Raw genomic sequence first — 24,322 nt, 5'->3', positions numbered from 1 at the left:
AATCCAATTCATGAAAAAAATACTCATCACCGGCGGTGCCGGATTCATCGGCTCTGCTGTCGTGCGGCAGTTCATCAACGATGCCGATTGCCATGTCGTCATCATCGACAAGCTGACCTATGCCGGCAACCTGCAGTCGCTGGCCTCTGTGTCGGACAACCCTCGCTACGCTTTCGAAAAAGTGGACATCTGCGATGCCGCCGAAGTGGCGCGCGTGTTCCGCGATCACCAGCCGGACGCGGTGATGCATCTGGCCGCCGAATCGCATGTGGATCGTTCCATCTCCGGCCCGGCCGAGTTCATCCAGACCAACATCTTCGGCACCTATACCCTGCTGGAGGCGGCACGCAACCACTGGAACAACCTTGAAGGTGATAAAAAAGCCGGCTTCCGCTTCCACCATATCTCCACCGATGAAGTGTATGGCAGTTTGGGCGACGAAGGCTTTTTCACGGAAGTAACGGCTTATGAACCGAACTCACCTTATTCCGCGAGCAAGGCTTCCAGCGACCATCTGGTTCGAGCATGGCATCACACTTATGGCTTGCCTGTCGTGACGACCAACTGCTCCAACAACTACGGCCCCTATCACTTTCCCGAGAAACTCATCCCGCTGGTTATCCTGAATGCCGTCAACGGCAAGCCTTTGCCGATCTACGGTAAGGGCGACAACATCCGCGACTGGCTATATGTGGATGACCATGCGCGGGCATTACGGATCGTGCTAGAGAAGGGGAAGCTGGGCGAAACCTATAACATCGGCGGCTGGAACGAGAAGACTAATCTGGAGGTGGTACAGACTATCTGTAGCATTCTGGATGAACTGCATCCCCAAGGTGCGCCACATAACCAGCTCATTACCTATGTTGCTGACCGACCTGGGCACGATATGCGATACGCGATAGATGCCAGCAAGATTGCCAAGGACTTGGGCTGGAAACCTCTGGAGACTTTCGAGACCGGCCTGCGCAAGACCGTTCAGTGGTATCTCTCGAATACCGATTGGGTGCAGGGTGTCACCAGTGGTGATTACCAAAATTGGGTGCAGCAGAACTACACAAACAGGAGCGCGACATGAAAGGCATCATCCTCGCCGGCGGTTCCGGCACCCGCCTGTATCCGGTGACGCTGCCTGTCTCCAAGCAGCTGCTGCCGATTTACGACAAGCCGATGATCTACTACCCGCTGACCACGCTGATGCTGGCCGGGATCAAAGACATCCTCATCATCTCCACTCCGCAGGACACACCGCGCTTCGAGCAACTGTTGGGTGACGGTCACCAGTGGGGCATCAACCTTTCCTACGCCATTCAACCATCTCCGGATGGTTTAGCGCAGGCGTTTATCATTGGTGAAGATTTCATTGGCAGCGACAGTTGCGCGCTCGTACTTGGCGACAACATCTTCTACGGCCACGGCTTCGAACAATTGCTTTCTGCCGCCTCCAGCAAGCAGGAGGGGGGGACCGTTTTCGCTTATCGCGTAACCGATCCGGAGCGTTACGGCGTGGTTGATTTTGATATCAATGGTCAGGCTCTTAGCATCGAAGAGAAGCCGCTGGTTCCGAAGTCAAACTATGCGGTTACCGGACTTTATTTCTACGACAACGAAGTCGTTAACATCGCAAAGTCCATCATTCCTTCTGCCCGCGGTGAACTTGAGATCACAACTGTCAACCAGATCTATCTGCAGCGCGGCAGGTTGGATGTGAAGGTTTTCGGGCGGGGCAGCGCTTGGCTGGACACCGGTACGCATGACTCGTTGATGGATGCCTCGCTGTTCATTCAAACACTGCAAAAGAGACAAGGGCTGGTGATTGCCTGCCCCGAGGAGATCGCTTATCGACGCGGCTATATTTCTCGCGCAGACCTGGAGGCGCTGGCGCAACCGCTCGCCAAGAACGGCTATGGCCAATATCTGCTCTCCATCTTAAAGGAAAAGTTCTGACATGAAAGCGCTCGCCACCGCCATTCCCGAGGTGCTGATCATCGACCCAGATGTGTATGGTGACGCACGCGGTTTTTTCTACGAGAGTTATAACGAGCACAAGTTTGAGCAGCTTGTCGGGCATCCTATTCAGTTCGTACAGGACAATCACTCGCGCTCAGCAAAAGGCGTATTGCGCGGCTTGCACTACCAGTTGCTGCAGACACAGGGGAAACTTGTACGCGTAACCGCCGGAGAAGTATTCGATGTCTCTGTCGATATTCGCAAGAACTCCCCCACCTTCGGCCAAGCAGTCTGCGTCAACCTCAGTGCCGAGAACAAACGCATGCTGTGGATACCCGAGGGTTTTGCGCATGGCTTCCTAGTGCTCTCCGAGTATGCCGAGTTCCTGTACAAAACCACTGACTACTGGGCACCGGAACACGAGCGCTGCATCCTGTGGAACGATCCGGAATTGAATATCGAATGGCCGCTCACCGGAGATCCATTGCTGTCGACCAAGGACGCACTGGGCAAGCCCCTACGCGAAGCGGAAGTTTTCGCTTGAAGACCATCCTGCTCACCGGTGCCAACGGTCAGGTCGGCGGGGAGTTGCAGCGCGCACTGGCACCGCTGGGCAAGATCGTCGCCCTGACGCGCCAACAACTCGACTTGGGCAGCCCCGACGCGATCCGCACCGCACTGCGGCAACACCGCCCCGACATCATCGTCAATCCGGCCGCCTATACAGCGGTTGACAAGGCCGAGAGCGAGCCCGATCTGGCGCAGGCCGTGAACGGCACCGCACCCGGCATCCTGGCTGAACAGGCGAAGTTATCTGATACCTTGCTGGTCCACTATTCGACTGACTACGTATTCGACGGCACCAAGGCTGCACCGTACACCGAGCACGACACACCGAATCCGCAGAGCGTCTACGGCAAGACCAAGCTGGCCGGCGAAAAGGCGATACAGGCGGTCGGCGGTCGGCATCTCATACTGCGCACCAGCTGGGTGTATGGCGTGCACGGCGGGAATTTCGTGAAGACGGTGCTGCGGCTGGCGCGGGAGCGCGATGCACTGCGCATCGTGAACGATCAGTTCGGCGCGCCGACTTGGGCAAGGTTACTGGCGCAATGCACTTCTAGCATGCTGCAGCAGCTCATGGTGCGGCCGGATGACTCCAAGCTAGGGCTTTACCATCTCACTGCAGCTGGAAGTACCAACTGGTATGACTATGCGCAAGAGATCGTGCGGCTTGCTTGCTTGCATGACCGCGCGCTACGCGACAAACCCCTGGCCATCCAAGGCATCCCCACCCGTGAATATCCGCTACCGGCTGTACGGCCGGCGAATTCGGTGCTGGCGACCGAGAAGATACGTTCTGATTTCAGATTGTCTCTGCCTCAGTGGGAAGAGGATCTGGCAGAGTGCCTGCAGCTGTTACTCGCGACCCCGCCAGTTGACGCTGCTCAGCGCAGCGCCTGATTCACCCGCTCCAGATCCGCTTCCTGAAGATTCCCCGTTGCCGCTTTCAAACGCAGGTTGCTGACCAGATAGTTGTATTGCGCCTGATACAGGTCGCGCCGTGTCGAGTACATCTGCTGTTGCGCATTGAGCACATCCAGACTGGTACGCACGCCGACTTCCTGACCCAGCTTGCTGGCGGCCAGCAGACTCTCGCTTGATTTCAACGCCTGCTGCAGCGCCTGCACCTGTGCGATTCCGGTCGCCACGCCCAGATAGGCTTGACGCGTCTGCACTGCCACATTGCGACGGGCATTCTCCAGATCCTGTTTGGCCTTCTCGCGGTTGGCATCCGCCTCGCGCCACTTGGACTGGGTCGCACCGCCCTGGAACAGTGGCATGTTCAGCTGCAGACCGACCGATGTGCTACGCGTTTCGCCGCAAGTGGTGAAGGCGCAGCCGGTGTTCTTGGAATAGCTACCGACCAGATCCAACGTCGGCAGGTGGCCGCCGCGATTACGCGCGACCTCTTCATCCGCCAGTTCGTAGGCCGCCTCGGCGATCTTGACTTGCACGTTGTTGAGCTTGGCATCCTCAATCCACTTCTGTGCATCGGCGGGCTCCGGGGCAACTGGATTGAATCCTGCACCCAGTACATTCAACACCGGCACATCCGCATTGATGAGCTGCTGCAGATTATGACGCTTCACTTCCAGGTCGCTGGCAGCGGCCAATTCCTGAGCCAGGGTCAGATCGAAACGGGCTTGTGCTTCGTGGGTGTCGGTGATGGTGGCGGTGCCCACTTCGAAATTGCGCTTTGCCTGTTCCAGCTGTTGCGAGATGGCCGACTTCTGCGCCACGATCAGTTGCACTGTGTCCTGCGCGATCAGTACGTCGAAATAGGCTTGCGCGCTGCGCAGGATGACGTCCTGCTGGGCGGCCTTGAACTGTGCCTCGGAGATGACGACCTGCAACTCGGACTGGTTGTATGCGGCCCAGTTCTGCTCGCGGAACAGCGGCTGCGTGACCGTCACGCCATAGCCGTGGCTGTTGTATTTGTTGGCGCCGTAGGGTGCCTTCACGTCGTTGTACGCTGTGTTGGCGTTCAGGTTGACGCTGGGCATCAGCAGTGCACGGCCCTGGCTCAGCTTTTCCTGCCCGGCCTGCTGCGCCGCGCGCGCGGCGGCGTACACCGCGTCCTGCGTCTGGGCGGCGCGGTAGATATCGATCAAATCGGCCGCCGAAGCCGGCGCGACGAACATTGCCGCCAGTAGCGCGCTCAAGATGGTTCTGGACGGTTTCATAGTGTGCTCCATTAGAATATTAGAATTGGCTAATATTATATGCTTGCCCCGATCGAGGCAAGCTTAAGTGATCAGTCGAACTTCAGAATACGAAGCGTTGCGGCTGCGTTGCGTTGCGCAGCGGCGCGACTGCGGTCTCAAACAACGTCTTGGTCTCGAAGCTATCGGCACCGGTACGGGTGATCAGTTGCGCATGCATCGCGGGCGCGTCGCCGACGATGGCGAACAGACGGCCGCCGACCTTCAGTTGCTGCTTGTAGGCTTCCGGCACCATCGGCACCGAAGCCGTCAGCACGATGGCGTCGTATTCGGCTTCGCCCCAGCTCTGCGCGGCATCACCCACCTGCAGCGTGACATTGTCGATATTGTGCGTCGCCAGATTGCGCGTGGCGATGCTGCTCAGTTCCGGCTCGATCTCCACGCTGGTCACCTGTGCGGACAGACGCGCCAGCAAGGCGGTCAGATGTCCGCTGCCGGTGCCGATCTCCAGCACGCTATCGGTCGGCTGCAAGGCCAGCGCCTGCACCGCGCGCGCTTCGATCTTCGGCTGCCACATGCTCGCGCCATGACCCAGCGGGATCTCTCCATCGACGAAAGTCAGACCTTTGCTGTCTGCCGGCACGAACTGTTCGCGGCGCACCACCTTCAGAAGTTCCAGAACTTTGGGATCGAGCACGTCCCACGGGCGGATCTGTTGCTCGATCATGTTGAAGCGTGCTTGTTCCAGATTCATTACTCTCTCCTTGTTCGTATCGCCATCCGATGGGCTTTATCTCGCGGGAGTATAGCAACACCCCCTATCGCCCTCAACCTGCCTTGACCTCGCTCGCGGCCGGTGTATGCCTGCGCAGCCTGTTCACCATCCCGAGCATCCACTGGATAGCGTCATCCACATAGGTGAATACCACCGGAATGACCAGCAGGCTGAGGAAGGTGGAGGTGATCAGACCGCCGATCACCACGATCGCCATCGGTGCACGGAAGCTGGGGTCGACACCGATGCCCAGCGCCACCGGCAGCATGCCCGCGCCCATCGCCAGCGTGGTCATCACGATCGGCCGCGCGCGTTTCTTGCACGCGTCGAGCAGGGCCTCGGCACGGTTCATGCCGCGTTCGCGTCGCGACACGATGGCATATTCCACCAGCAGGATGGAGTTCTTGGTGGCGATGCCCATCAGCATGATGAGGCCGATCATGGACGGCATGGACAGCGCGGTCTGGGTGATGAACAGCGCCAGGAACGCACCCGGCACCGACAGCACCAGCGCCGCCAGGATGGTGGTCGGCTGCATGAAGTCCTTGAACAGCAACACCAGCACGATATAGATACACAGCACGCCGGTCAGCATGGCCAGACTGAAGCTCTGGAACAGTTCGCCCATCGCCTCCGCGTCGCCCACCGTCGCCACGCTCACGCCTTGCGGCAGTTCTGTCAGGCTGGGCAGGGCCAGCGCTCTGGCCTCCACTTCACCCAGCGGTTGCTGGTTCAGCTCGATCTCGAAATTGATGTTGCGCATACGGTCATAGCGATCGATCTCGGATGGCCCGCTCTCGATGCTGAGGTCAGCCACGTTGCCCAGCATCACCGAGCCTCGTGCGCCCGGCACCACCAGTCGGGACAGCAGTTCGAGGTCCTGCCGCGCGTCGGGGCGCAGCTTCACCACTACCGGGATCTGCCGGTCGGACAGGTTGAGCTTGGCCAGCGCTTGGTCGTAATCGCCCGCCGTGGCGATGCGCAAGGTGTCGGCGATGGCCGCCGATGTCACGCCCAGATCGGCCGCACGCGCAAAATCAGGCCGCACCACCAGCTCGGGACGCACCAGACTGGAAGTCGAGGTGACATTGCCTATACCCGGGATAGTGCGCAGGTCGCGCATCACTTTCTGCGCATGCGCACTCAGCAGCTGACCGTCCTCGCCCGCCAACACCAAAATGTATTTGTCGTTGGAACCGCCCAGACCGACTTTGACGCGCACGCCCGGCAGCGCCTGCAAAGCCTCGCGCAACTGCCCCTCGATGTCCTGCTTCTTAATGTCGCGCTGCTGGCGCGGCGTGAAGTTCAGCGTCAGCACGGCCTTGCGCACATTGGCCGCGCCCTGCGGCGCGAACGGATCGCCGCCCGCGCTACCGCCGCCGATGGCGGTATAGATCAGCTTCACATGCGGGTTCTGCGCCACGATGTCGCGCGTCCGCTCGGCCATGCGATAGGTCTGCTCGAAGGTGCTGCCGGGCGGCAGGGTGATGGTCACTTGCGATTGCGACAGGTCGTCCGGCGGAATGAATCCTGTCGGCAGCAAGGGCACCAGCGCGAACGATCCGAAGAAGAACACCGCCGCGCCGACCAAAGTCAGCACACGGTGCTTGAGGCAGAACGTGGCCCACTTCAGATACAGCGTGATCCAGCCGGGCAGCGCGTGCGACACGCGTGGGCGCAGGATGTAGGCCGACATCATCGGCGTCAGCATGCGCGCCACTACCAGTGAGAACAGCACCGCGATGGCCGCGGTCCAGCCGAACTGCACGAAGAACTTGCCCGGCACACCGCTCATGAACGCGGTCGGCAGGAACACGGCGATCAGCGTGAAGGTGGTGGCGATCACCGCCAGTCCGATCTCGTCGGCCGCCTCCATTGCCGCCTGATACGGCGTCTTGCCCATCTCCAGATGGCGCATGATGTTCTCTATCTCGACGATGGCATCGTCCACCAGCACGCCGACCACCAGCGACAGCGACAGCAGCGTCACCACGTTGATCGAGAAGCCCATGAAATACATGACGGCGAAAGTGGGGATCACCGCCAGCGGCAAGGCCGTCGCCGCCACGATGGTGGCGCGTATGTTGCGCAGGAAGGCCAGCACCACCAGCACCGCCAATATCGCGCCCTCGTACAGCAGGTTCATCGAGCCGATGTAGTTCTCTTCCACCGGGTCTACGAAGTTGAAGGCTTCCGTGATCTCGATGTCGGGATGTTCGCTGCGCAGCTTGTCCAGCACCCGCAACACACCTTCCGCAACCTCCACTTCGCCGTAGCCGCGCGAGCGGCTGATCTCGAAGCCCACCACATCGCGGCCGTCGAGCAGAGCCGCGCTGCGCCGCTCGGCGATGGTGTCGCTGACCGTCGCCACTTGGTCCAGCCGGATATGGCGTCCGTCCGCCAGCACGACTTCGATCTTCGCCATCTCCTGCGCGGTCTGCACCGTGGCGATGGTGCGCACCGATTGTTCCATGCCGCCGATATCGGCGCGGCCGCCGGATGCTTCCTGCTGGATCAAGCGCAGTTGCTGCGAGACATCGGAGGCCGTCGCGTTCAGCGCCAGCAGTTTTGCCGGATCGAGCTCCACACTGACCTGGCGCGTCACGCCGCCCACGCGCGCTACCGCGCCCACGCCGCGCACCGACAGCAGCGACTTGGTGATGTTGTTGTCCACGAACCAGGACAGTTCTTCTTCGCTCATGCTGGGCGAAGCGATGGTGTAAGTCAGGATAGGCAACCCGGCCAGTTCCACCTTGGCCACGGTCGGATCGCGCAAGTCGCGCGGCAGATCGGCACGCACTCGGGTCACCGCCGCGCGCACGTCGTCCACCGCTTCCTGCGTGCCCTTCTCCAGACGGAACTCGGCGGTGATGATCACCGTGCCGTCCTGCACCTTGGTGTACAGATGTTTCAAGCCCTGCGTGTTGGCGAGCGAGTTCTCCAGCTTGCGCGCCACCTCGGTCTCCATCTGCGCCGGCGATGCACCGGGCAAGGAGGCCGTCACAGTCACCGTCGGCAGGTCGATGTCGGGGAACTGCTGGATCTTCATGGCCTTGAAGCCCATGATCCCCATCAGGGTGAGCATGATGAAGGCGAGGATCGCCGGCGTGGGGTTGCGTATAGACCAGGATGAAACGTTCATGGATACCTCATTAAATTCGTTTTGCGGGCGAATCGCTGTGTTGCGTGCTCGCTCACTCCTCACCTACCATCTCGGTATGTCTCGTCATTCGCTGCGCGGCGCCTTGCGCTTCACTCCGCAAAAACGAATTTTCTGAGGCATCCATCGCTTATTCCTTCACCACACGCACCAGATCACCTTCGGTCAGGAACGCACCGCCGCTTTCCACCACCGGCACGTTAGCCTGCAAGCCTTTGCTTATCTCGATGCGTGCTTCCTTGCGCTGGCCGATCTCGACCGCGCGCTCGTGCACGCGACCTTCCACATCGACCTCGAGCACATGGCTCTGGCTGCCGCGTTGCAACACGGCACTGGCCGGCAGCCAGCGCACTTTGCGCGCGCCGCTTACATCGAATGTGCCGCGCGCGAAGGCGCCTGCAATCACGCCGTTGCTGTCGTCCAGCGACACCAGCGCATAGCCATAGCGCGTTTTCGGATCGACCGACGGCGAGATGGCGCGCACGTTGCCGTTCAGGGTGCGCCCGCCGACCAGCATCACGCGCGCCTTCATACCGCGACGTAAGCGCATCAGCTCATCCGCCGTCAGTTCCGCGCGCCATTCCAGGCGCCCCTTGCGGATCAGACGGAACAGTTCAGAACCGGCCTGCGGCATGGAGCCCACATTGGCACTGGCGGATGAGATCACACCGTCATCCGGGGCGAGGATCTTGCCCTGCGGCGAGCCGTCGTCACCTTGTCGTATTGCGTTATCCAGCGTCGCCAGCACTTCACCGCGACGCACCCGGTCGCCGATGCTGACCTTCACCTCGGCGATGCGCACGCCCTGCAGTTGCGAACCGATGATGGCTTCCTGCCAAGGCAAGATACTGCCGTTGGCCGACAAGGTCTCCGACCATTTGTCTTCCTGCAATACAGCAGTGCGCACCGTCAATGCAGGTCTACCGGTCGCGGCAGACGCCGTCGCCGCCTCTTCCGCCACGCTGCTGCCCGCCAGCCAGATCGCGCCGCCGCCCAGCACCAGTGCTGCCAGCATCAGTTTGACCACCAGCGGTTTGTTGTCGAGGATATATGTCTTCATCATGTGTTTTCCTTTTGCGATGCCATGCGTCTGTTCTTCTCGCTGGCGATCAATGCCAGCGCGTGTTCCACCAATCGTTCCACCATCGTTTCGCGTGCCGGCACGCCCTTCAGCAGTTGCGGTGCAAATGCTTCGACCGCGCTGCGGCCGCCATGCATATAGACCGTCGCCAAGCCGACCAGACTAAATGCCAGCCGCTGCACGTCATCATCCGCCGCGCTCAAGTGCAATTCGCGGCACAGCAAGGCAAGCAACTTCTCGTGATTGGGGCGGAAAGCTTGCACCATGGCATCGCCCAACACACCGCTCGGGTCGCCTTCCTCGCGCGCATGCAGGCGCATGAACTGCTGCAGCATGGGGTCTGCTTCTGCCTGCGGGGGGAACATCCAGATGTACAGCGCACGCAAGGCTTCAGCCAGCGGCACCGCCTTCACATCCAGCGAGGCGAAGGTATTACATTCGTTCAGGAAAGGCAGGCGGAACACTTCGCGGTAGAGCGCGGCCTTGTCGCCGAAGTGGTAATGGATGGAAGCCAGATTGACCTCGGCGCGGCGCGCGATCTCGCGCGTGGTCGCCGCCTTGAAACCGAGCTCGGCGAACACCTCTGTGCCCGCCTGCAGCAGTCGCCAGCGCGTCTCTTCCTGTGAACTGGGGGCATGGCCCAGCAGGCGCTGCGCCATATTCATCAGGGGACAACATGATTTGGGGGATGGACTCAACTTCGCTCCGACTGCGTGGACAGGGAGCGCAAGATATTTCAGTCAAGCGATTAAGTCAAGCGACTGAATCGTGTGCTCAGGTGCTGGGTGTAGTGCCGTACACCTCATGCAGCAGCTCGACGAAACGCCGCGCCTGCGGCGACAGGAACTTGCCCTTGCGCAACACCAGGCCGTAGCCCCTTTGCGGGAAATATTGCTTGAGCGAGATGCACTTGAGCTTTTCGTCGCCGGTCAGGCAGATCGCCGTGACGATGGAGATGCCCATACCGAGTTCGACGTATTTCTTGATCACTTCCCAGCCGCCCGCCTCCAGCGTCACCTTGAACGTCAGGTTGTGCTGCTGGAACACATATTTCACGATATTCCAGGTGGAGAGATGGCGCGGCGGCAGGATCATCCCGTACTGACTCACCGCCTCCAGCGAGACTTCGTCGAAGGCGGCCAGCGGATGATCCAGCGGCACGATGAGCACCGGATCGAACAAGGCCACCGGTTCATAGATGATGTCGTCCGGCACTTCCAGCATGGAGCCGACCGCGAAGTCGATCTCGTCGGCGCGCAGCATCTTCAGGCCGTCGCGGCCGGTGACGTTGTGCAGCTTGGTGTGGATGCCGGGATAGCTGGCCACGAAGCGACGCACTGCTTCAGGTAATACATACAGGATGGTGGATTCGCCCGCGCCGATGTTGAGCTCGCCTGATTCCAGCCGCCCGTGCAACGCGGCGAAGTTCTCCTGCAGGCCGTCCACGCCTTTAACCAACGGCTCGGCCAGCGCATAGAGTGACTCGCCGTCCGGTGTGAGCTTGAGCACCGGGCCACGCCGCTCGAACAAAGTGACGTTCAATTCGCGTTCCAGCGCCTGGATCTGCAAGGTGACGGAAGGCTGGCTGATGAACAGTTTCTGCGCTGCCTGGGTCACGCTACCGCTGCGCACCACTTCGCAGAATGCACGCATCTGCTTGATTCGGCTGTCTTTGTAGTACGCCTGACCATCCTTTGCCATAGCAATCCTCTCAACTAATACTTATTCGCCTAATAATTAAAATTGAAATTATTGATTCTGTAAATGATTGTAACTTTATTACCCTTACTCCCACTACGAAAAAGCGCAGACTGCACGACGAGGCAGGCGCATACGGGGGGTCATCATGCAAACACTGCAATCGATCTTATTTGCTTCTGCCTTCATGGCCGCTTTGGGCGGCGTGCTCGCGCTGTTCCTCGCGCTGGCCAGCAAGCGCCTGTATGTGTTCGAAGACCCGCGCATCGAACAGGTCGAAGAGATGCTGCCCCACTCCAACTGCGGCGCATGCGGCACCGCCGGTTGCCGCAACTTCGCCGAACAAGTGGTCGCCGGTTCCATCGAACCCGCCCGCTGCACCGTCAATCCCCCGCAACAAAATAAAAGCATCGCCTCCCTGCTCGGCATCGACCTCGGCAACGTGGAGAAACGCATCGCGCGTCTGGCCTGCTCCGGCGGTAACAACGTCGCCAAGAGCAGCGCCAACTATGTCGGCCATTCCACCTGCCGTTCTGCGGCGGTGATCAGCGGCGGCGGACGCTCCTGCGTATGGGGCTGCCTCGGTCTGGGTGATTGTTCCCATGTGTGCGATTTCGGCGCCATCTTCATGAACCGTCAGGGCCTGCCCGAAGTCGATCCGGCAAAGTGCACCGCCTGCGGCGACTGCGTGGACATCTGCCCCAAGCAGCTGTTTTCCCTTGAGCCGGTGTCGCGCCAACTGTGGGTAGCCTGCAAGAACCAGGCTGACCCGAGCGCTTCCGAAAATTCCTGCGAAGTTTCCTGCACCGCCTGCGGCCGCTGTGTGATGGACGCCGCGCCCGGCCTGATCAAACTCGAACGCAATCTGGCCGTCATCGATTACAGCAAGAACGCGATGGCCGACCGCCGTGCCATCGAACGTTGCCCCACCGGTGCCATCGTCTGGCTGGACGGCCAGCGTGCCGACAAGGGCCGCGCCGCCCGCAAGATCATCCGTATCCAACCCCTGCCCGCCACGGCAGAAGCTTGAGGAGTCCGACCATGTTGAACAAGATCAAACAATTCAAGTTGCTAGACGCCATCACCGGTGCCGAGCAGAAGGCCGAATTCAAATATCCCGGTGTGCGCGACGCCATCGACGGCAACACTGCCGTCATCATGGTGGAGCGCGAATCCACCGACGGTGCGGGCGCTTATCCGATCACCCCGTCCACACAGATGGGCGAATACTGGGCCGAAGCGGTCGCCGCCGGCCACCTCAACACGGCCGGTCGCCCGCTGATATTCATCGAGCCGGAATCCGAACACGCCGCCGCCGGTGTCACCGCCGGTCTGGCCATGACCGGCCAGCGCGCGGTCAATTTCACCTCCTCGCAGGGCATGGCCTTCATGCACGAATCGCTGTACGGCGCGGTCGGCAAACGCCTGCCCTATGTACTGAACGTGGGCTGCCGCGCCATCACCAAGAACTCGCTCAATGTGCATTGCGCGCATGACGACTACCATTGCGCCGACGACACCGGTTTCATCCAGGTGATGGCCAAGAACGCGCAGGAAGCCGCCGACCTCAACATGATCGCGCGCAAGACCGCCGAACTGTCGCTGACCCCGGCCATGGTGGCGATGGACGGCTTCCTCACCACCCACCTGATCGAGCCGGTGCTGGTGCCGGAGCGCGCGCTGGTGGACGAATACCTCGGCTACTCGGACGACATCATCGACACACCCACGCCCGGCCAGCGCCTGATCTACGGCGACACGCGTCGCCGCGTGCCCTTGCTGTGGGACGTGGACAATCCTGTCTCCTCCGGCGGCGTGACCAACCAGGACGCCTACATGCAGGCCGTGGCCGCGCAGCGCCCGTACTTCTTCGAGCACATCCCGCAACTGGCCGAGCAGTGCATGGACGAGTATTACAAGCTGACCGGCCGCCGCTATAAACGCGTGGACGAATACCGCTGCGAGGATGCCGACTACCTCATCCTCGGCCAAGGCAGCATGACGGTGCAGGCCGCCGCCGTGGCCGACTGGCTGCGTGAGAATCGCAAGATCAAAGTGGGCGTGGTTAACCTCACCATGTTCCGCCCCTTCCCCGGCGACCTACTGGGCAAGGTATTGAAAGGCAAGAAAGGCGTGGCCGTGCTGGAACGCACCGACCAGCCGCTGGCGGAAGACCTGCCACTGATGCGCGAAGTGCGCGCTACGGTTTCCAAGTGTCTGGAGAATGGACGCGAGAACAACCACGCCGGATACGCCGTATACGACAGCCTGAAAGACATGCCTTCCCTGTATTCCGGTTGCTACGGTCTGGGTTCGCGTGACCTGCAACCGGAAGGTCTGATTGCGGCCATCGAGAACATGCTGCCCGGCGCTGCCCACCGCAAGTTCTACTATCTGTCCGTAGATTTCGTGCGCGACGAATCCGCCACGCCGAAACAAGAAGTGCGCCAGCAGGCGCTGCTGGAAGCCTATCCCAACATCAAGGACATGGCGTTGCGCGGTTCCGAAAATCCCAACCTGCTGCCCAAGGGCGCCATCGCGGTGCGTATGCATTCCATCGGCGGCTGGGGCGCGGTGACCACCGGCAAGAATCTGGCGATGACCCTGTTCGAACTGCTGGGCTGGGACATCAAAGCCAATCCGAAATATGGTTCCGAGAAGAAGGGCCAGCCGACGACTTACTATCTGTCTGCCGCACCGGAGCCGATCCGCATCAACTGCGAATACACCGCCATCGATGTGGCATTGTCACCCGACCCACAAGTGTTCCTGCACACCAACGCAGTGGCCGGCCTGAAGAAAGGCGGCGCGTTCATCATCCAGAGCAACCTCGCCACGGCTGAAGAAGTGTGGGCCACCTTCCCCGCCCACACGCAGAAATACATCGTGGACAACGACATCCGCGTGTTCTATCTGGATGCGTTCAAGATCGCCCGCGAGGAATCTTCCAACGTCGACCTGCAACTGCGCATGCAGGGCAACGCCTTCCAGGGCGCGTTCTTCCACGCTTCCGATGTGAAGGAACGCGCGGGTCTGACTGAGGAGAACCTGTTCCAGGCCATCGAGAACCAACTGGAAGCCAAGTTCGGCAAGAAGGGCAAGCGCATCGTCGAAGACAACCTGCGCGTGGTACGCCGCGGTTACGAGGAGATCTATGAGATCCCCGCATCCGCCAAGCAGGTCGGCGCACGCCAGCAGGCCGTTGCCAAGCTCGCCCCCGCGCTGCCGATGATGCTCAAACACTTGCCGGAAGGCGACGGCGGCGCGACCGACATCCACCGTTTCTGGGAACAGACCGGCAGCTTCTATATGAAGGGCCAGGGTTCGGACAATCTGGTCGATCCGTTCATGGGTCTGGCGCTGATCCCCGCCGCCACCGGCGTGTACCGCGACATGACGCAAATCCGCTTCGAACATCCGGAATGGATCGCCGAGAACTGCACCGCCTGCGGCGAGTGCTACACACAGTGCCCGGACAACGCCATCCCCGGTCTGGTCTCGACCAGTAGCGACATCCTCAACACCGCCATTCAGATGATAGAGATCGGCGGTCGCCCGACGCGCTTCCTGCGCAAGTTCAGCCGCGCCATCGACAAGAAACTGCGCGGCATGCTGGAGCGCGACGGCCTCGACGTGCGCGCCCTGATCGGCAACGCCATCACGGAAGCATTCACTGAAGACCCCACACAGGGCGACGAGCGCGGCCGGCTGGAAGTGGAGCTGAATCTGCTGCGCGAGAAATTGGGCGACTTCAAGTTCGCCACCACCAAACCGTACTGGACACAAAAAGAGAAGAAGGAGAAAGGTGCGGGCGGCCTGTTCTCCATCACCGTCAATCCCTACACCTGCAAAGGCTGTGCGGTGTGCGTGGAAGTGTGCGATGACAACGCACTGAAGATGGTGACGCAGACCCCCGACAGCATCGAGACACTGCGCAAGGAATGGGACTTCTGGATGGAACTGCCAACCACACCGGCGCAGTTCAGCCGCATCGACGATCTGGACGAGAAGGTCGGCGCGCTGGAGACGTTGCTGCTGGACAAGCACAACTACAACTCCATGGTCAGCGGCGACGGCGCCTGTCTGGGTTGCGGCGAGAAGACCGCCATCCATCTGTTCACCAGCACTGTCACCGCGCTGATGCAGCCACGCGTGAAGAAGTTCGTCGCCAAGCTGGACACGCTGATCGGCCAGCTGGAAAACCACCTGCGTATGAAGCTGTCGTCCACGGTGAACCTGACCGACACCCATGCCCTGCTGCAGGCCGTGCAAGCCAATCAGGGCCGCGACCTGACCCTGTCCGCGCTGGCCCAAGGCGGCGAGCCTATCGACCAGGACTGGCTGCGCTGGGTGAGCCAGTTGCTGGAGAAACTGGTCGACCTGCGCGATGCCTACACCGGCGCGCGCAGCCGCGCCCACATGGGCGTGATCAACTCCACCGGCTGCACCTCGGTATGGGCATCGACCTTCCCGTTCAGTCCTTATCCCTTCCCGTTCACCTCGCACCTGTTCCAGGATTCACCGTCGGTGGCGATGGGCGTGTTCGAGGGCCACATGGCCAAGATGATCGACGGCTTCAAGGCTGTGCGCATGGCCGAGATCGAGCTGGAGCGCGGCTATGCCGCCGCGGACGATGCCGCGTTCTTCTCCCACTTCAACTGGCAGCAACTGTCGGATGAAGAATGGCATCTGTGCCCGCCGGTGGTCGCCATGGGCGGCGACGGGGCGATGTACGACATCGGCTTCCAGAACCTGTCGCGCATGCTGATGTCCGGCATGCCGGTGAAGGTGATGGTGGTGGATACGCAGGTGTATTCCAACACCGGCGGACAGGCGTGCACCTCGGGCTTCATCAGCCAGGTGGCCGACATGTCGCCGTACGGCAAGAAGGGCCACGGCAAGACCGAGATCCGCAAAGAGATCAGCCTGATCGGCATGACCCATCGCACCTCCTATGTGTTGCAGGGCAGCGTGTCTAACCCGACCCATCTGATCGAAAGTTACATCGACGGCCTCAACAGCCGCCGCCCGGCACTGTTCAACGTGTATGCCGTGTGTCCGCCCGAGCACGGCGTGGGCGACGACACGCTGACCCAGCAGAGCAAACTGGCGGTGGAGTCGCGCGCCTATCCGCTGTTCCGCTACGACCCGGATGCGGGCGTCACCTTCTCCGAGTGCGTGAGTCTGGAAGGCAACCCGTCCCTCGACAAGGACTGGATCGAATACAGCCTGGATTACCTCGACGAGAACGGCCAGCCGCAGAAGATGAACTTGCCGCTGACCTTCGCCGATTTCGCGCTGAGCGAAGGCCGCTTCGCCAAACAGTTCAAGAAGGCACCACCCGACACCTGGAACGACGACATGGTGTTGCTGGCCGACTTCCTCAAACTGGATACGGACGAACGCGACGGCAAGTTCCCCTTCATCTGGGCCGTGGACAAGAAGCAGCGTCTGATGCGCGCACTGGTGTCGCAGGAACTGGTCAATTCCTGCGAAGAGCGCCAGCAGTTCTGGCAGCAGTTGAAGGATGTGGCCAACGTCGGCCGCGCCGTTGGCGACGAGACAGTCATCGCGGACCGCGTGCGCCGCGAACTGATCCAGCAACTGTCTTCCGGCCTCAGCGGCGGCGCACCTGCCCCGCAAGTGTCGAGCACGGCGGCAGGTGGCGCATCCGCCCCGGCCGCCAACGCGGAGAACTATGAAGCCGTGTGGATCGACACGCCTGAATGCACGGCCTGCGACGAATGCATGAATATCAACCCCAAGGTGTTTGCCTACGATGAAGCAAAGAAAGCAGTCGTTATCGACCCGAAAGCGGGCACTTATCTGGAGATCGTCAAGGCGGCGGAAAAGTGCACCGCCGGCGTGATCCATCCGGGCACACCCTGGAACAGCAACGAGCCCAATCTGGACAAACTCGTTGCCCGGGCAGCCAAGTTCAACTGATCCATCACACAAAAAATGGATCGACCGGTTTACAGTGAAGCAGGTTCGGCAAAGGGGCTCTCTCTCCTCCCTGCGCCCCCCGCGCATCTCCCCTTGGTGGAAGGACAACATCCTTCCCACGGGCTTGCTTCACTTTTTTCTTCCTGGCGTCGCGGCACGTTTCAGCGCGGCGTCCATCCTGCGCCGCACAAGGGCACGCTCGATCAGCCGATCAAGCGCATGCCCTTCCCGCGCAAGCTGGTGCTGCCGCTGGCGCAGCACATCGGCAAACCCTCGCTGCCGCTGGTCGCGGTCGGCGAGGAAGTAGCGCGCGGCCAGCTCATCGCGCGTTGCGACGGGGCTGTGTCCGCGCCCATCCACGCCCCGGCCGACGGCGTGATCGAAGCCATCACGCCGCGCCCCAACACACGCGGCGCGTGGACCGATGCCATCGTGCTGCGCGTGTATGAAGCTTCCACGCAGGAAGTGCGCTGCAGTCTGCCGCAAGATGTGGACAGCATGGATCAGGCGCAATTGATCACCGCCATCCAGCAGATCGGCATGGTCGGTCTGGGCGGCGCGGCCTTCCCCAGCCATGCCAAGTTGAACGTGCCCGCCGACAAACAGGTGCATACGCTGATCGTGAACGGTTGCGAATGCGAGCCTTACCTCACCTGCGACTACAAGCTGATGCGCGAATGGCCGGTCGAGTTGCTGGCCGGTATCCGCATCGCACTGCGCGCCAGCGGTGCCACGCGCGCCATCATCGGCGTGGAAGACAACAAGCTGGATGCGATGGCTGCCATCCGCCCGCATCTGCCTGCGGACGGCAGCATCACGCTGCAGGCGGTCGCCACCAAATACCCGCAGGGCGCGGAGAAGATGCTGATCAAATCGCTGCTCGGCCTCGATGTGCCGAACGGCGACCTGCCCAGCCAGCTCGGACTGGTGGTGCACAACGTCGGCACGCTGGCGCTGCTCGGCCGTCTGCTGCCGCTAGGTCAGGGCCTGATCGAACGCGTAGTGACACTGGCCGGCCCCGGCATCAAAAAACCCGGCGATTACTGGATCCCATTCGGAACCACACTGCGCAGCATCCTCGACTGGGCGGGCGACCCGGAGTGCAAGGAACGCGAGGTCATCCTCGGCGGGCCGATGATGGGACAGGCCGCCAGCACGCTGGACATCCCGGTGAGCAAGGGCACCTCCGGCATCCTGGTGTTCGACAAGCGCATGCTGGAACCCATCACCAAACAGAGCTGGGCGTGCATCCACTGTTCCGAATGCGTGAACGCCTGCCCGATGGGTTTGAATCCGTCACAACTGGGCATGCTGTCGGCTAAACTGGAGTTCGACGAGATGGCCGAGCACTATCATCTCGGCGACTGTTTCGAATGCGGCTGTTGCAGCTATGTGTGCCCGTCGCACATCCCGCTGGTGCAACAGTTCCGCGCGGCCAAGGCTTTCTTGCGCGAAAGGAAACCGACTTGAGCATGCAACTGCGCGCCTCGCCGCACCTGCACAGCGGGCGCGACGTCCCCACCATCATGCGCCATGTGGTGTATGCGCTACTGCCGGTATGCGCCTTCTCCATCTGGCAATACGGCCTGTCCTCGCTGGCACTGATCGTCACCGTCACGCTGTCCTGCCTGGCCGCCGAGCGCATCTCCAACAAGATGTCCGGCACGGTCAACACCCTGTCCGACTGGAGCGCCACCATCACCGGCGTGCTGCTGGCGCTGACGCTGCCGCCCGCCTTTCCGCTGTGGATGGGCGCGGTGGCAGGTTTCGCGGCAGTCTGGCTGGGCAAGTCGCTGTTCGGCGGTCTGGGCCACAACCCGTTCAACCCGGCACTGGTCGGCCGTGCCTTCGTGCAAGCCGCCTTCCCCACCGCCATCACCACCTGGGCACCCGCCTTCACGCCGCAACGCTTCGTTGAGTTCATCCCTTCCTCGCTGACGCTGCCGCTGATGCAGCCGAACGACATCACCACTTGGGTGAGCGCCAACATGGTGGACGGTTTCACCGGTGCCACGCCGCTGGCGCGCTGGAAGTTCGAACACTTCGTCTATCCGGTGCAGGACATGATCACCGGCGCGGCCTCCGCCTCCACCGGCGAGACCTCGGCCCTGCTATTGCTGGTGTGCGGCCTGTACTTGATCGCGCGCAAATTCATGGACTGGCGCATCCCGGTGGCGGTGGTCGGCAGCGCGCTGCTGCTGGCACTGGCCTTCCGCCTGTTCGGCGGCGACGAATATCCGCCCGCGCATCTGGTGCTGCTGTCCGGCGGCCTGATGCTGGGCGCGCTGTTCATGGCCACCGACATGGCGACCTCGCCGGTCAGCCCCCGCGCGATCTGGGCCTACGGCGCAATCATCGGCACAGTGACGATATTGATCCGCTATTTCGGCGGTCTCACCGAGGGCGTGATGTACGCCATCCTGTTCGGCAACGCGCTCGCGCCGCTGCTGGATAAATATCTGCAACCCAAGGTGTTCGGAGCGCGCACAAAATGAGCGGCCAGCAACCCATCCACGTCGTGCCGCCGGTGAACAGCCTGCGCATGGTGCGCACGCTGATGCTGGTGACCTCGCTGTGCGGCGGCCTCATCGTGGCGGTGTGGCAATGGACGCAACCCGCCATCGCCGCCAACAAGAAGGTGGTGTTGGAGCGCAGCGTGCGCGCGCTGATCCCGGATGCGGTGCGCATCGTGGAATATGATGCCCACGACAAGGGCGTGACGCCCGCCAAAGGCGATCCGGCTGCGGGCGCGGTGCGTTTCTATGCCGCCTACGACAAAGACGGCAAGCTGGATGCCATCGCGGCCGAAGGCGCCGCGCGCGGATATTCCGACACGGTGCGCGTGCTGTACGGCTATCGTCAGGCATGCGAATGCATCTTCGGCATCCGCGTCACACATATGCGCGAGACGCCCGGCATCGGCGACAAGATCATCACCGACCCGGTGTTCCTGCAGAGCTTCGAACATCTGGACGTGAGCCTGACGCCCGATCTGAAATCGCTGTTCAATACTGTTAAGACGGTGAAACACGGCAGCAAGCAGTTCGGCTGGGAGATCGATGCCATCGCGGGTGCGACCATCACTTCCAAGGCGGTGGGGCGCGGCATCAACGACAGCGCGCAACGCCTGTTGCCTTTGCTGGTGCCGCATCTGGAAGCCGTGAAACAGAAAGGAGGCGTGCAGTGAGCAGCCAACCCTTGCAGGCGAGCAACATGGAGCAATTGCTGGAAGGCATCTGGAAACAGAACCCGGTGTTCGTGATGGCGCTCGGCATGTGCCCCGCGCTGGCAGTGACGGTGTCGGCGTTCAACGCGCTGGGCATGGGACTGGCCACCACCTTCGTGCTGATCTGTTCCTGCACGCTGATCTCCATGCTGCGCCGCTTCATCCCCAGGGAAGTGCGCATCGCCACCTACATCGTGATCATCGCCACCTTCGTCACGCTGGTCGATTACATCATCCAGGCGGTGAGCCTCGCACTGTATGAAGCGCTGGGTGCCTTCATCCAGCTCATCGTGGTGAACTGCATCATCCTCGGCCGCGCTGAGGCGCACGCCGCCAAGAACCCGCCGTTCTCCGCGATGGTGAACGCGCTGGGTATGGGCATCGGTTTCACCATCGGCCTGTTCGCGCTGGGCAGCGTGCGCGAGATACTCGGCGCGGGCAAGCTGTTCGGCATCTCGCTGTTCGGCGACCAGTTCCAGCCCTGGGTGGTGATGGTGTTGCCGCCGGGCGGCTTCTTCGTGCTCGGTCTGTGGCTGCTGTTCTTCGCCTGGCTGGCCAAACGCAAGGAGGCTCAACATGGAGCATGAGACACTCGGCCAGATCTTCATCATCACCGTACTCTCCAGCAACTTCGTGCTGGCGATGTTCCTCGGTCTGTGTCCTTTCCTCGGTGTGTCCGGCAAGCTGGAGACCGCCGTGCCGATGGGCATCGCCACCAGTTTCGTGATGCTGGTCGCCTCGCTGTGCAGCTATGCGCTGAACCAACTGCTGACCCATTTCGATCTGGAGTTCCTGCGCCTGATCGCCTATATCGCGGTGATCGCCTCCGCCGTGCAACTGGTGGAGATGGTGATGAAGAAGTTCTCGCCCGCGCTGTTCCGCGCGCTGGGCATCTTCCTGCCGCTGATCACCACCAACTGCGCGGTGCTGGGCGTGGCGCTGTTCCAGACCGCGCGCGACTATGACTTGGCCCAGTCAGTGGCTTTCAGTCTGGGCGGCGGCGTAGGTTTCTCTCTGGCGCTGATCTTGATGGCCGGTGTGCGCGAGCGACTGAACCTGTCCAACCTGCCCAGCGTGATGCACGGCACGGCGCTGTCGCTGATGCTGGCCGGACTGTTGTCACTGGCGTTCATGGGCTTCGGCGGCATCGGGGTGGCGCGATGAAATATCTCGTCGCCATCGCCGTCATGCTCGGTCTGGTATTCATCTGGCTTGCGGTGCAAACTGCGGCCAGACGGTTCGCGGCACGCCATCCGGAATTCGGCCCGGCGCGTGAAGAGGGAGAAGAAAGTTGTGGCGGTTGCAGCAGCAGTTGCGCCGGCCATTGTGTGAGCAGCACTCATCACCACTAAAAGATCTTTAACGAGGGAGAACAATATGCAACCGTATGTCATTCCATTCGAATCGCTGGGCATCGCTGACATCCCCGAGGTAGGCGGCAAGAACGCTTCCCTTGGCGAGATGATCTCCAGTCTCAGCTCTTCAGGTGTTCAGGTTCCGGGAGGCTTCGCCACCACGGCGGATGCATATCGTGACTTCCTCGCCAACGATGGTCTGGACAAGCGCATCGAGGAAAGACTTTCCAAGCTGGACATCGAGGATGTCTCTGCGCTGGCCGAGGCGGGCCGCACCATCCGCAACTGGATCGTCGAAGCGCCGCTGCCCAAGCGCCTGGAAGATGACATCCGCAGCCATTACGACAAGCTGGTGGCGGGCGGCGAAGGCAGCTTCGCCGTGCGCTCTTCGGCCACGGCGGAAGACCTGCCGGACGCTTCCTTCGCCGGACAGCAGGAGAGCTTCCTCAACATCCACGGCATCGAGAACATCCTGCATGCGATCCGCGAAGTATTCGCCTCGCTGTACAACGACCGCGCCATCTCCTACCGCGTGCACAAGGGTTTCACCCACGCCGAAGTGGCACTGTCCGCCGGGGTGCAGCGCATGGTGCGCTCCGACGTGGGCGCATCGGGCGTGATGTTCACACTGGATACCGAATCCGGTTTCAAGGATGCGGTGTTCATCACCTCCTCCTACGGTCTGGGCGAGATGGTGGTGCAGGGCGCGGTGAACCCGGACGAGTTCTATGTGCACAAGCAGCAACTGGCTGCCGGCTTCCCCGCCGTGATCCGCCGCACACTGGGTTCCAAACTGCAGCGCATGGTGTTCGACGAGCAACGCTCCGCCGGACGTTCCTGCCGCGTCGAGGCGGTGGAGCCCGCCGCGCAGAACAGCTTCTCGATCAACGACGAGGACGTGCTGCAACTGGCGCGCTACGCCGTCGCCATCGAACAGCATTACGGCCGCCCGATGGACATCGAGTGGGGCAAGGACGGTAACGACGGCAAGCTGTACATCCTGCAGGCGCGCCCGGAGACGGTGAAGTCGAACGTGAACCACGGTGGCGGCAGCGAGAAATACCGCCTGAAGCAGCGCGGCGACGTACTGACCGAAGGCCGCGCCATCGGCCAGAAGATCGGCCAGGGCAAAGTACGCATCGTGTCCGGCCCGGAAGAGATGGACAAGGTGCAGGCCGGCGACATCCTGGTCACCGACATGACCGACCCGAACTGGGAACCGGTGATGAAGAAGGCCGCCGCCATCGTCACCAACCGCGGCGGCCGCACTTGCCACGCGGCCATCATCGCGCGTGAACTGGGCATCCCCGCCATCGTCGGTTGCGGCCACGCCACCACGGCATTACAGGATGGTGAGATGGTCACCGTGTCCTGCGCGGAAGGCGATACCGGCTTCGTCTATCACGGCATGCTGCCGTTCGAGGTGATCGTGCACAGCGAACAGGCGCTGCCGCCCATCCCGGTGAAGCTGATGCTGAACGTGGGCAATCCCACGCTGGCGTTCGAGTTCTCGCAACTGCCCTCCGCCGGTATCGGTCTGGCGCGTCTGGAGTTCGTCATCAACAACATGATCGGCGTGCACCCCAAAGCCGTGCTGGAATATGCCCGCCTGCCGGGCAAGCTGCGCGAGGCGGTGTTGAAACGTTCTGCCGGTTATGCCGATCCGGTCGAGTTCTACGTGGAGAAGATCACTGAGGGGGTGGCGACTTTGGCCGCCGCGTTCTGGCCGAAGAAAGTCATCGTGCGCATGTCCGACTTCAAGTCGAACGAATACCGCAAGCTGTTGGGCGGCGAGATCTACGAGCCGATGGAAGAGAACCCGATGATCGGCTTCCGCGGTGCGGGCCGTTATGTGGCGGCCAACTTCAGCGATTGCTTCGAACTGGAATGCCGCGCCATGAAGCGTGTGCGCGAGAAGCTGGGCTACACCAACGTGGAGATCATGATCCCCTTCGTGCGCACGGTCGGCGAAGCGAAAGAAGTGGTGGAGACGCTGGCCAAGAACGGCCTCAAGCGCGGCGAGAACGGCCTGCGTCTGATCATGATGTGCGAGATTCCGTCCAACGCGCTGCTGGCCGAAGAGTTCCTGCAATACTTCGACGGCTTCTCCATCGGATCCAACGACCTGACGCAACTCACGCTGGGTCTGGACCGCGATTCCAGTCTGGTGGCCGACCGCTTCGACGAACGCGACGGCGCGGTGAAAGCACTGCTCTCCATGGCGATCAGCACCTGCAACCGTCTGGATAAATATGTCGGCATCTGCGGCCAGGGCCCGTCGGACCATTTCGACTTCGCCCAGTGGCTGATGGAGCAAGGCATCCAGACCATGTCGCTCAACCCGGACACCCTGCTGGAGACCTGGCGCAAGCTGGGCCAAGCCAAGTAGGTCGTCCAACCCGTTT

General features: G+C 61.6%; 19 protein-coding genes. 13 read left to right on the top strand and 6 right to left on the bottom strand.

Translation table 11 applies throughout. The features are described 5' to 3' along the window. Window positions 1–10 precede the first annotated feature (10 nt). Genes rfbB through rfbD form a run of 4 tightly spaced genes read left to right on the top strand, consistent with a single transcriptional unit; the run spans window position 11 to window position 3,414 of the window. Entirely contained in the window at window positions 11–1,078 is a 1,068-nt protein-coding gene (gene rfbB / locus ACYCZ5_RS04610; protein WP_461543601.1) for a dTDP-glucose 4,6-dehydratase, read from the top strand. After that, on the top strand, window positions 1,075–1,947 hold the full coding sequence (gene rfbA, locus ACYCZ5_RS04605) for a glucose-1-phosphate thymidylyltransferase RfbA (RefSeq protein WP_461543600.1): 873 nt from the start codon (window positions 1,075–1,077) through the stop codon (window positions 1,945–1,947). The genes rfbB and rfbA overlap by 4 nt, the downstream gene beginning before the upstream one ends. A 1-nt stretch (window position 1,948) precedes the next feature. After that, window positions 1,949–2,494: a dTDP-4-dehydrorhamnose 3,5-epimerase gene (rfbC, locus tag ACYCZ5_RS04600; protein WP_461543599.1), complete on the top strand. Its 546-nt coding sequence runs from the start codon at window positions 1,949–1,951 to the stop codon at window positions 2,492–2,494. Further along, window positions 2,491–3,414: a dTDP-4-dehydrorhamnose reductase gene (gene rfbD / locus ACYCZ5_RS04595; protein ID WP_461543598.1), complete on the top strand. Its 924-nt coding sequence runs from the start codon at window positions 2,491–2,493 to the stop codon at window positions 3,412–3,414. Before rfbC ends, rfbD begins: the two co-directional genes overlap by 4 nt. Here the strand turns inward: rfbD and ACYCZ5_RS04590 are convergent. The 6 genes from ACYCZ5_RS04590 to ACYCZ5_RS04565 form a co-directional block, all read right to left on the bottom strand. Then, the gene (locus tag ACYCZ5_RS04590; RefSeq protein WP_461543597.1) at window positions 3,399–4,697 is read right to left on the bottom strand and encodes a TolC family outer membrane protein; all 1,299 of its coding nucleotides are present in this window, start codon (window positions 4,695–4,697) and stop codon (window positions 3,399–3,401) included. The genes rfbD and ACYCZ5_RS04590 overlap by 16 nt on opposite strands. A gap of 82 nt (window positions 4,698–4,779) precedes the next feature. Beyond that, window positions 4,780–5,430, bottom strand: a complete 651-nt coding sequence (locus ACYCZ5_RS04585; RefSeq protein ID WP_461543596.1) for a protein-L-isoaspartate O-methyltransferase family protein — start codon at window positions 5,428–5,430, stop codon at window positions 4,780–4,782. A 73-nt stretch (window positions 5,431–5,503) separates the two neighbouring features. Further along, window positions 5,504–8,593 (bottom strand): efflux RND transporter permease subunit, encoded by a 3,090-nt coding sequence (locus tag ACYCZ5_RS04580; RefSeq protein WP_461543595.1) that lies wholly within the window; start codon window positions 8,591–8,593, stop codon window positions 5,504–5,506. Between the two features lie 148 nt (window positions 8,594–8,741). Beyond that, window positions 8,742–9,674, bottom strand: coding sequence for an efflux RND transporter periplasmic adaptor subunit (locus tag ACYCZ5_RS04575; RefSeq protein ID WP_461543594.1), 933 nt, complete (start codon window positions 9,672–9,674; stop codon window positions 8,742–8,744). Then, window positions 9,671–10,357, bottom strand: coding sequence for a TetR/AcrR family transcriptional regulator (locus ACYCZ5_RS04570; RefSeq protein ID WP_461543593.1), 687 nt, complete (start codon window positions 10,355–10,357; stop codon window positions 9,671–9,673). Before ACYCZ5_RS04570 ends, ACYCZ5_RS04575 begins: the two co-directional genes overlap by 4 nt. Window positions 10,358–10,466: 109 nt before the next feature. Beyond that, window positions 10,467–11,393, bottom strand: coding sequence for a LysR family transcriptional regulator (locus ACYCZ5_RS04565; RefSeq protein ID WP_461543592.1), 927 nt, complete (start codon window positions 11,391–11,393; stop codon window positions 10,467–10,469). A gap of 145 nt (window positions 11,394–11,538) precedes the next feature. On the opposite strand from ACYCZ5_RS04565, the gene ACYCZ5_RS04560 reads away from it, so the two are divergent. From ACYCZ5_RS04560 to ppsA, 9 genes are all read left to right on the top strand, one after another. Then, a complete protein-coding gene (locus tag ACYCZ5_RS04560; RefSeq protein WP_461543591.1) occupies window positions 11,539–12,420 on the top strand; it encodes an RnfABCDGE type electron transport complex subunit B in 882 nt (293 codons plus the stop codon). Between the two features lie 11 nt (window positions 12,421–12,431). Beyond that, window positions 12,432–17,336 carry a 2-oxoacid:acceptor oxidoreductase family protein gene (locus tag ACYCZ5_RS04555; RefSeq protein ID WP_461543590.1) on the top strand — a complete coding sequence of 1,635 codons (4,905 nt, stop codon included), beginning with the start codon at window positions 12,432–12,434 and terminating at the stop codon, window positions 17,334–17,336. 96 nt (window positions 17,337–17,432) lie between these two features. Next, window positions 17,433–18,806, top strand: a complete 1,374-nt coding sequence (rsxC, locus tag ACYCZ5_RS04550; RefSeq protein WP_461543817.1) for an electron transport complex subunit RsxC — start codon at window positions 17,433–17,435, stop codon at window positions 18,804–18,806. A gap of 2 nt (window positions 18,807–18,808) precedes the next feature. Beyond that, a complete protein-coding gene (locus ACYCZ5_RS04545) occupies window positions 18,809–19,831 on the top strand; it encodes an RnfABCDGE type electron transport complex subunit D (protein WP_461543816.1) in 1,023 nt (340 codons plus the stop codon). Then, window positions 19,828–20,523, top strand: a complete 696-nt coding sequence (locus tag ACYCZ5_RS04540; protein ID WP_461543589.1) for an FMN-binding protein — start codon at window positions 19,828–19,830, stop codon at window positions 20,521–20,523. Before ACYCZ5_RS04545 ends, ACYCZ5_RS04540 begins: the two co-directional genes overlap by 4 nt. Further along, on the top strand, window positions 20,520–21,149 hold the full coding sequence (gene rsxE, locus ACYCZ5_RS04535) for an electron transport complex subunit RsxE (RefSeq protein ID WP_461543588.1): 630 nt from the start codon (window positions 20,520–20,522) through the stop codon (window positions 21,147–21,149). Before ACYCZ5_RS04540 ends, rsxE begins: the two co-directional genes overlap by 4 nt. After that, window positions 21,139–21,726 (top strand): electron transport complex protein RnfA, encoded by a 588-nt coding sequence (locus ACYCZ5_RS04530; RefSeq protein WP_461543587.1) that lies wholly within the window; start codon window positions 21,139–21,141, stop codon window positions 21,724–21,726. Before rsxE ends, ACYCZ5_RS04530 begins: the two co-directional genes overlap by 11 nt. Continuing rightward, window positions 21,723–21,914: a chemotaxis protein gene (locus ACYCZ5_RS04525; RefSeq protein ID WP_461543586.1), complete on the top strand. Its 192-nt coding sequence runs from the start codon at window positions 21,723–21,725 to the stop codon at window positions 21,912–21,914. The genes ACYCZ5_RS04530 and ACYCZ5_RS04525 overlap by 4 nt, the downstream gene beginning before the upstream one ends. Before the next feature lie 25 nt (window positions 21,915–21,939). After that, complete coding sequence (gene ppsA, locus ACYCZ5_RS04520) at window positions 21,940–24,306, top strand: phosphoenolpyruvate synthase (RefSeq protein ID WP_461543585.1); 2,367 nt, start codon at window positions 21,940–21,942, stop codon at window positions 24,304–24,306. Window positions 24,307–24,322: the final 16 nt, after the last annotated feature.

Source organism: Sideroxydans sp., from assembly GCF_054604835.1.
Note: the sequence above shows the minus strand (reverse complement) of the source record. Positions and strands in the feature narration are given on the sequence as shown.

What these genes read in the sequence shown, in the direction of transcription:
- ppsA (WP_461543585.1), top strand. Translation starts at nt 21,940, where the DNA reads ATGCAACCGTATGTCATTCCATTCGAATCGCTGGGCATCGCTGACATC.
- ACYCZ5_RS04555 (WP_461543590.1), top strand. Translation starts at nt 12,432, where the DNA reads ATGTTGAACAAGATCAAACAATTCAAGTTGCTAGACGCCATCACCGGT.
- ACYCZ5_RS04570 (WP_461543593.1), bottom strand. Translation starts at nt 10,357, where the DNA reads ATGAATATGGCGCAGCGCCTGCTGGGCCATGCCCCCAGTTCACAGGAA.
- ACYCZ5_RS04575 (WP_461543594.1), bottom strand. Translation starts at nt 9,674, where the DNA reads ATGATGAAGACATATATCCTCGACAACAAACCGCTGGTGGTCAAACTG.
- ACYCZ5_RS04565 (WP_461543592.1), bottom strand. Translation starts at nt 11,393, where the DNA reads ATGGCAAAGGATGGTCAGGCGTACTACAAAGACAGCCGAATCAAGCAG.
- ACYCZ5_RS04560 (WP_461543591.1), top strand. Translation starts at nt 11,539, where the DNA reads ATGCAAACACTGCAATCGATCTTATTTGCTTCTGCCTTCATGGCCGCT.
- rfbB (WP_461543601.1), top strand. Translation starts at nt 11, where the DNA reads ATGAAAAAAATACTCATCACCGGCGGTGCCGGATTCATCGGCTCTGCT.
- ACYCZ5_RS04585 (WP_461543596.1), bottom strand. Translation starts at nt 5,430, where the DNA reads ATGAATCTGGAACAAGCACGCTTCAACATGATCGAGCAACAGATCCGC.
- ACYCZ5_RS04545 (WP_461543816.1), top strand. Translation starts at nt 18,809, where the DNA reads ATGCAACTGCGCGCCTCGCCGCACCTGCACAGCGGGCGCGACGTCCCC.
- ACYCZ5_RS04580 (WP_461543595.1), bottom strand. Translation starts at nt 8,593, where the DNA reads ATGAACGTTTCATCCTGGTCTATACGCAACCCCACGCCGGCGATCCTC.
- rfbC (WP_461543599.1), top strand. Translation starts at nt 1,949, where the DNA reads ATGAAAGCGCTCGCCACCGCCATTCCCGAGGTGCTGATCATCGACCCA.
- ACYCZ5_RS04590 (WP_461543597.1), bottom strand. Translation starts at nt 4,697, where the DNA reads ATGAAACCGTCCAGAACCATCTTGAGCGCGCTACTGGCGGCAATGTTC.
- rfbA (WP_461543600.1), top strand. Translation starts at nt 1,075, where the DNA reads ATGAAAGGCATCATCCTCGCCGGCGGTTCCGGCACCCGCCTGTATCCG.
- ACYCZ5_RS04540 (WP_461543589.1), top strand. Translation starts at nt 19,828, where the DNA reads ATGAGCGGCCAGCAACCCATCCACGTCGTGCCGCCGGTGAACAGCCTG.
- ACYCZ5_RS04530 (WP_461543587.1), top strand. Translation starts at nt 21,139, where the DNA reads ATGGAGCATGAGACACTCGGCCAGATCTTCATCATCACCGTACTCTCC.
- ACYCZ5_RS04525 (WP_461543586.1), top strand. Translation starts at nt 21,723, where the DNA reads ATGAAATATCTCGTCGCCATCGCCGTCATGCTCGGTCTGGTATTCATC.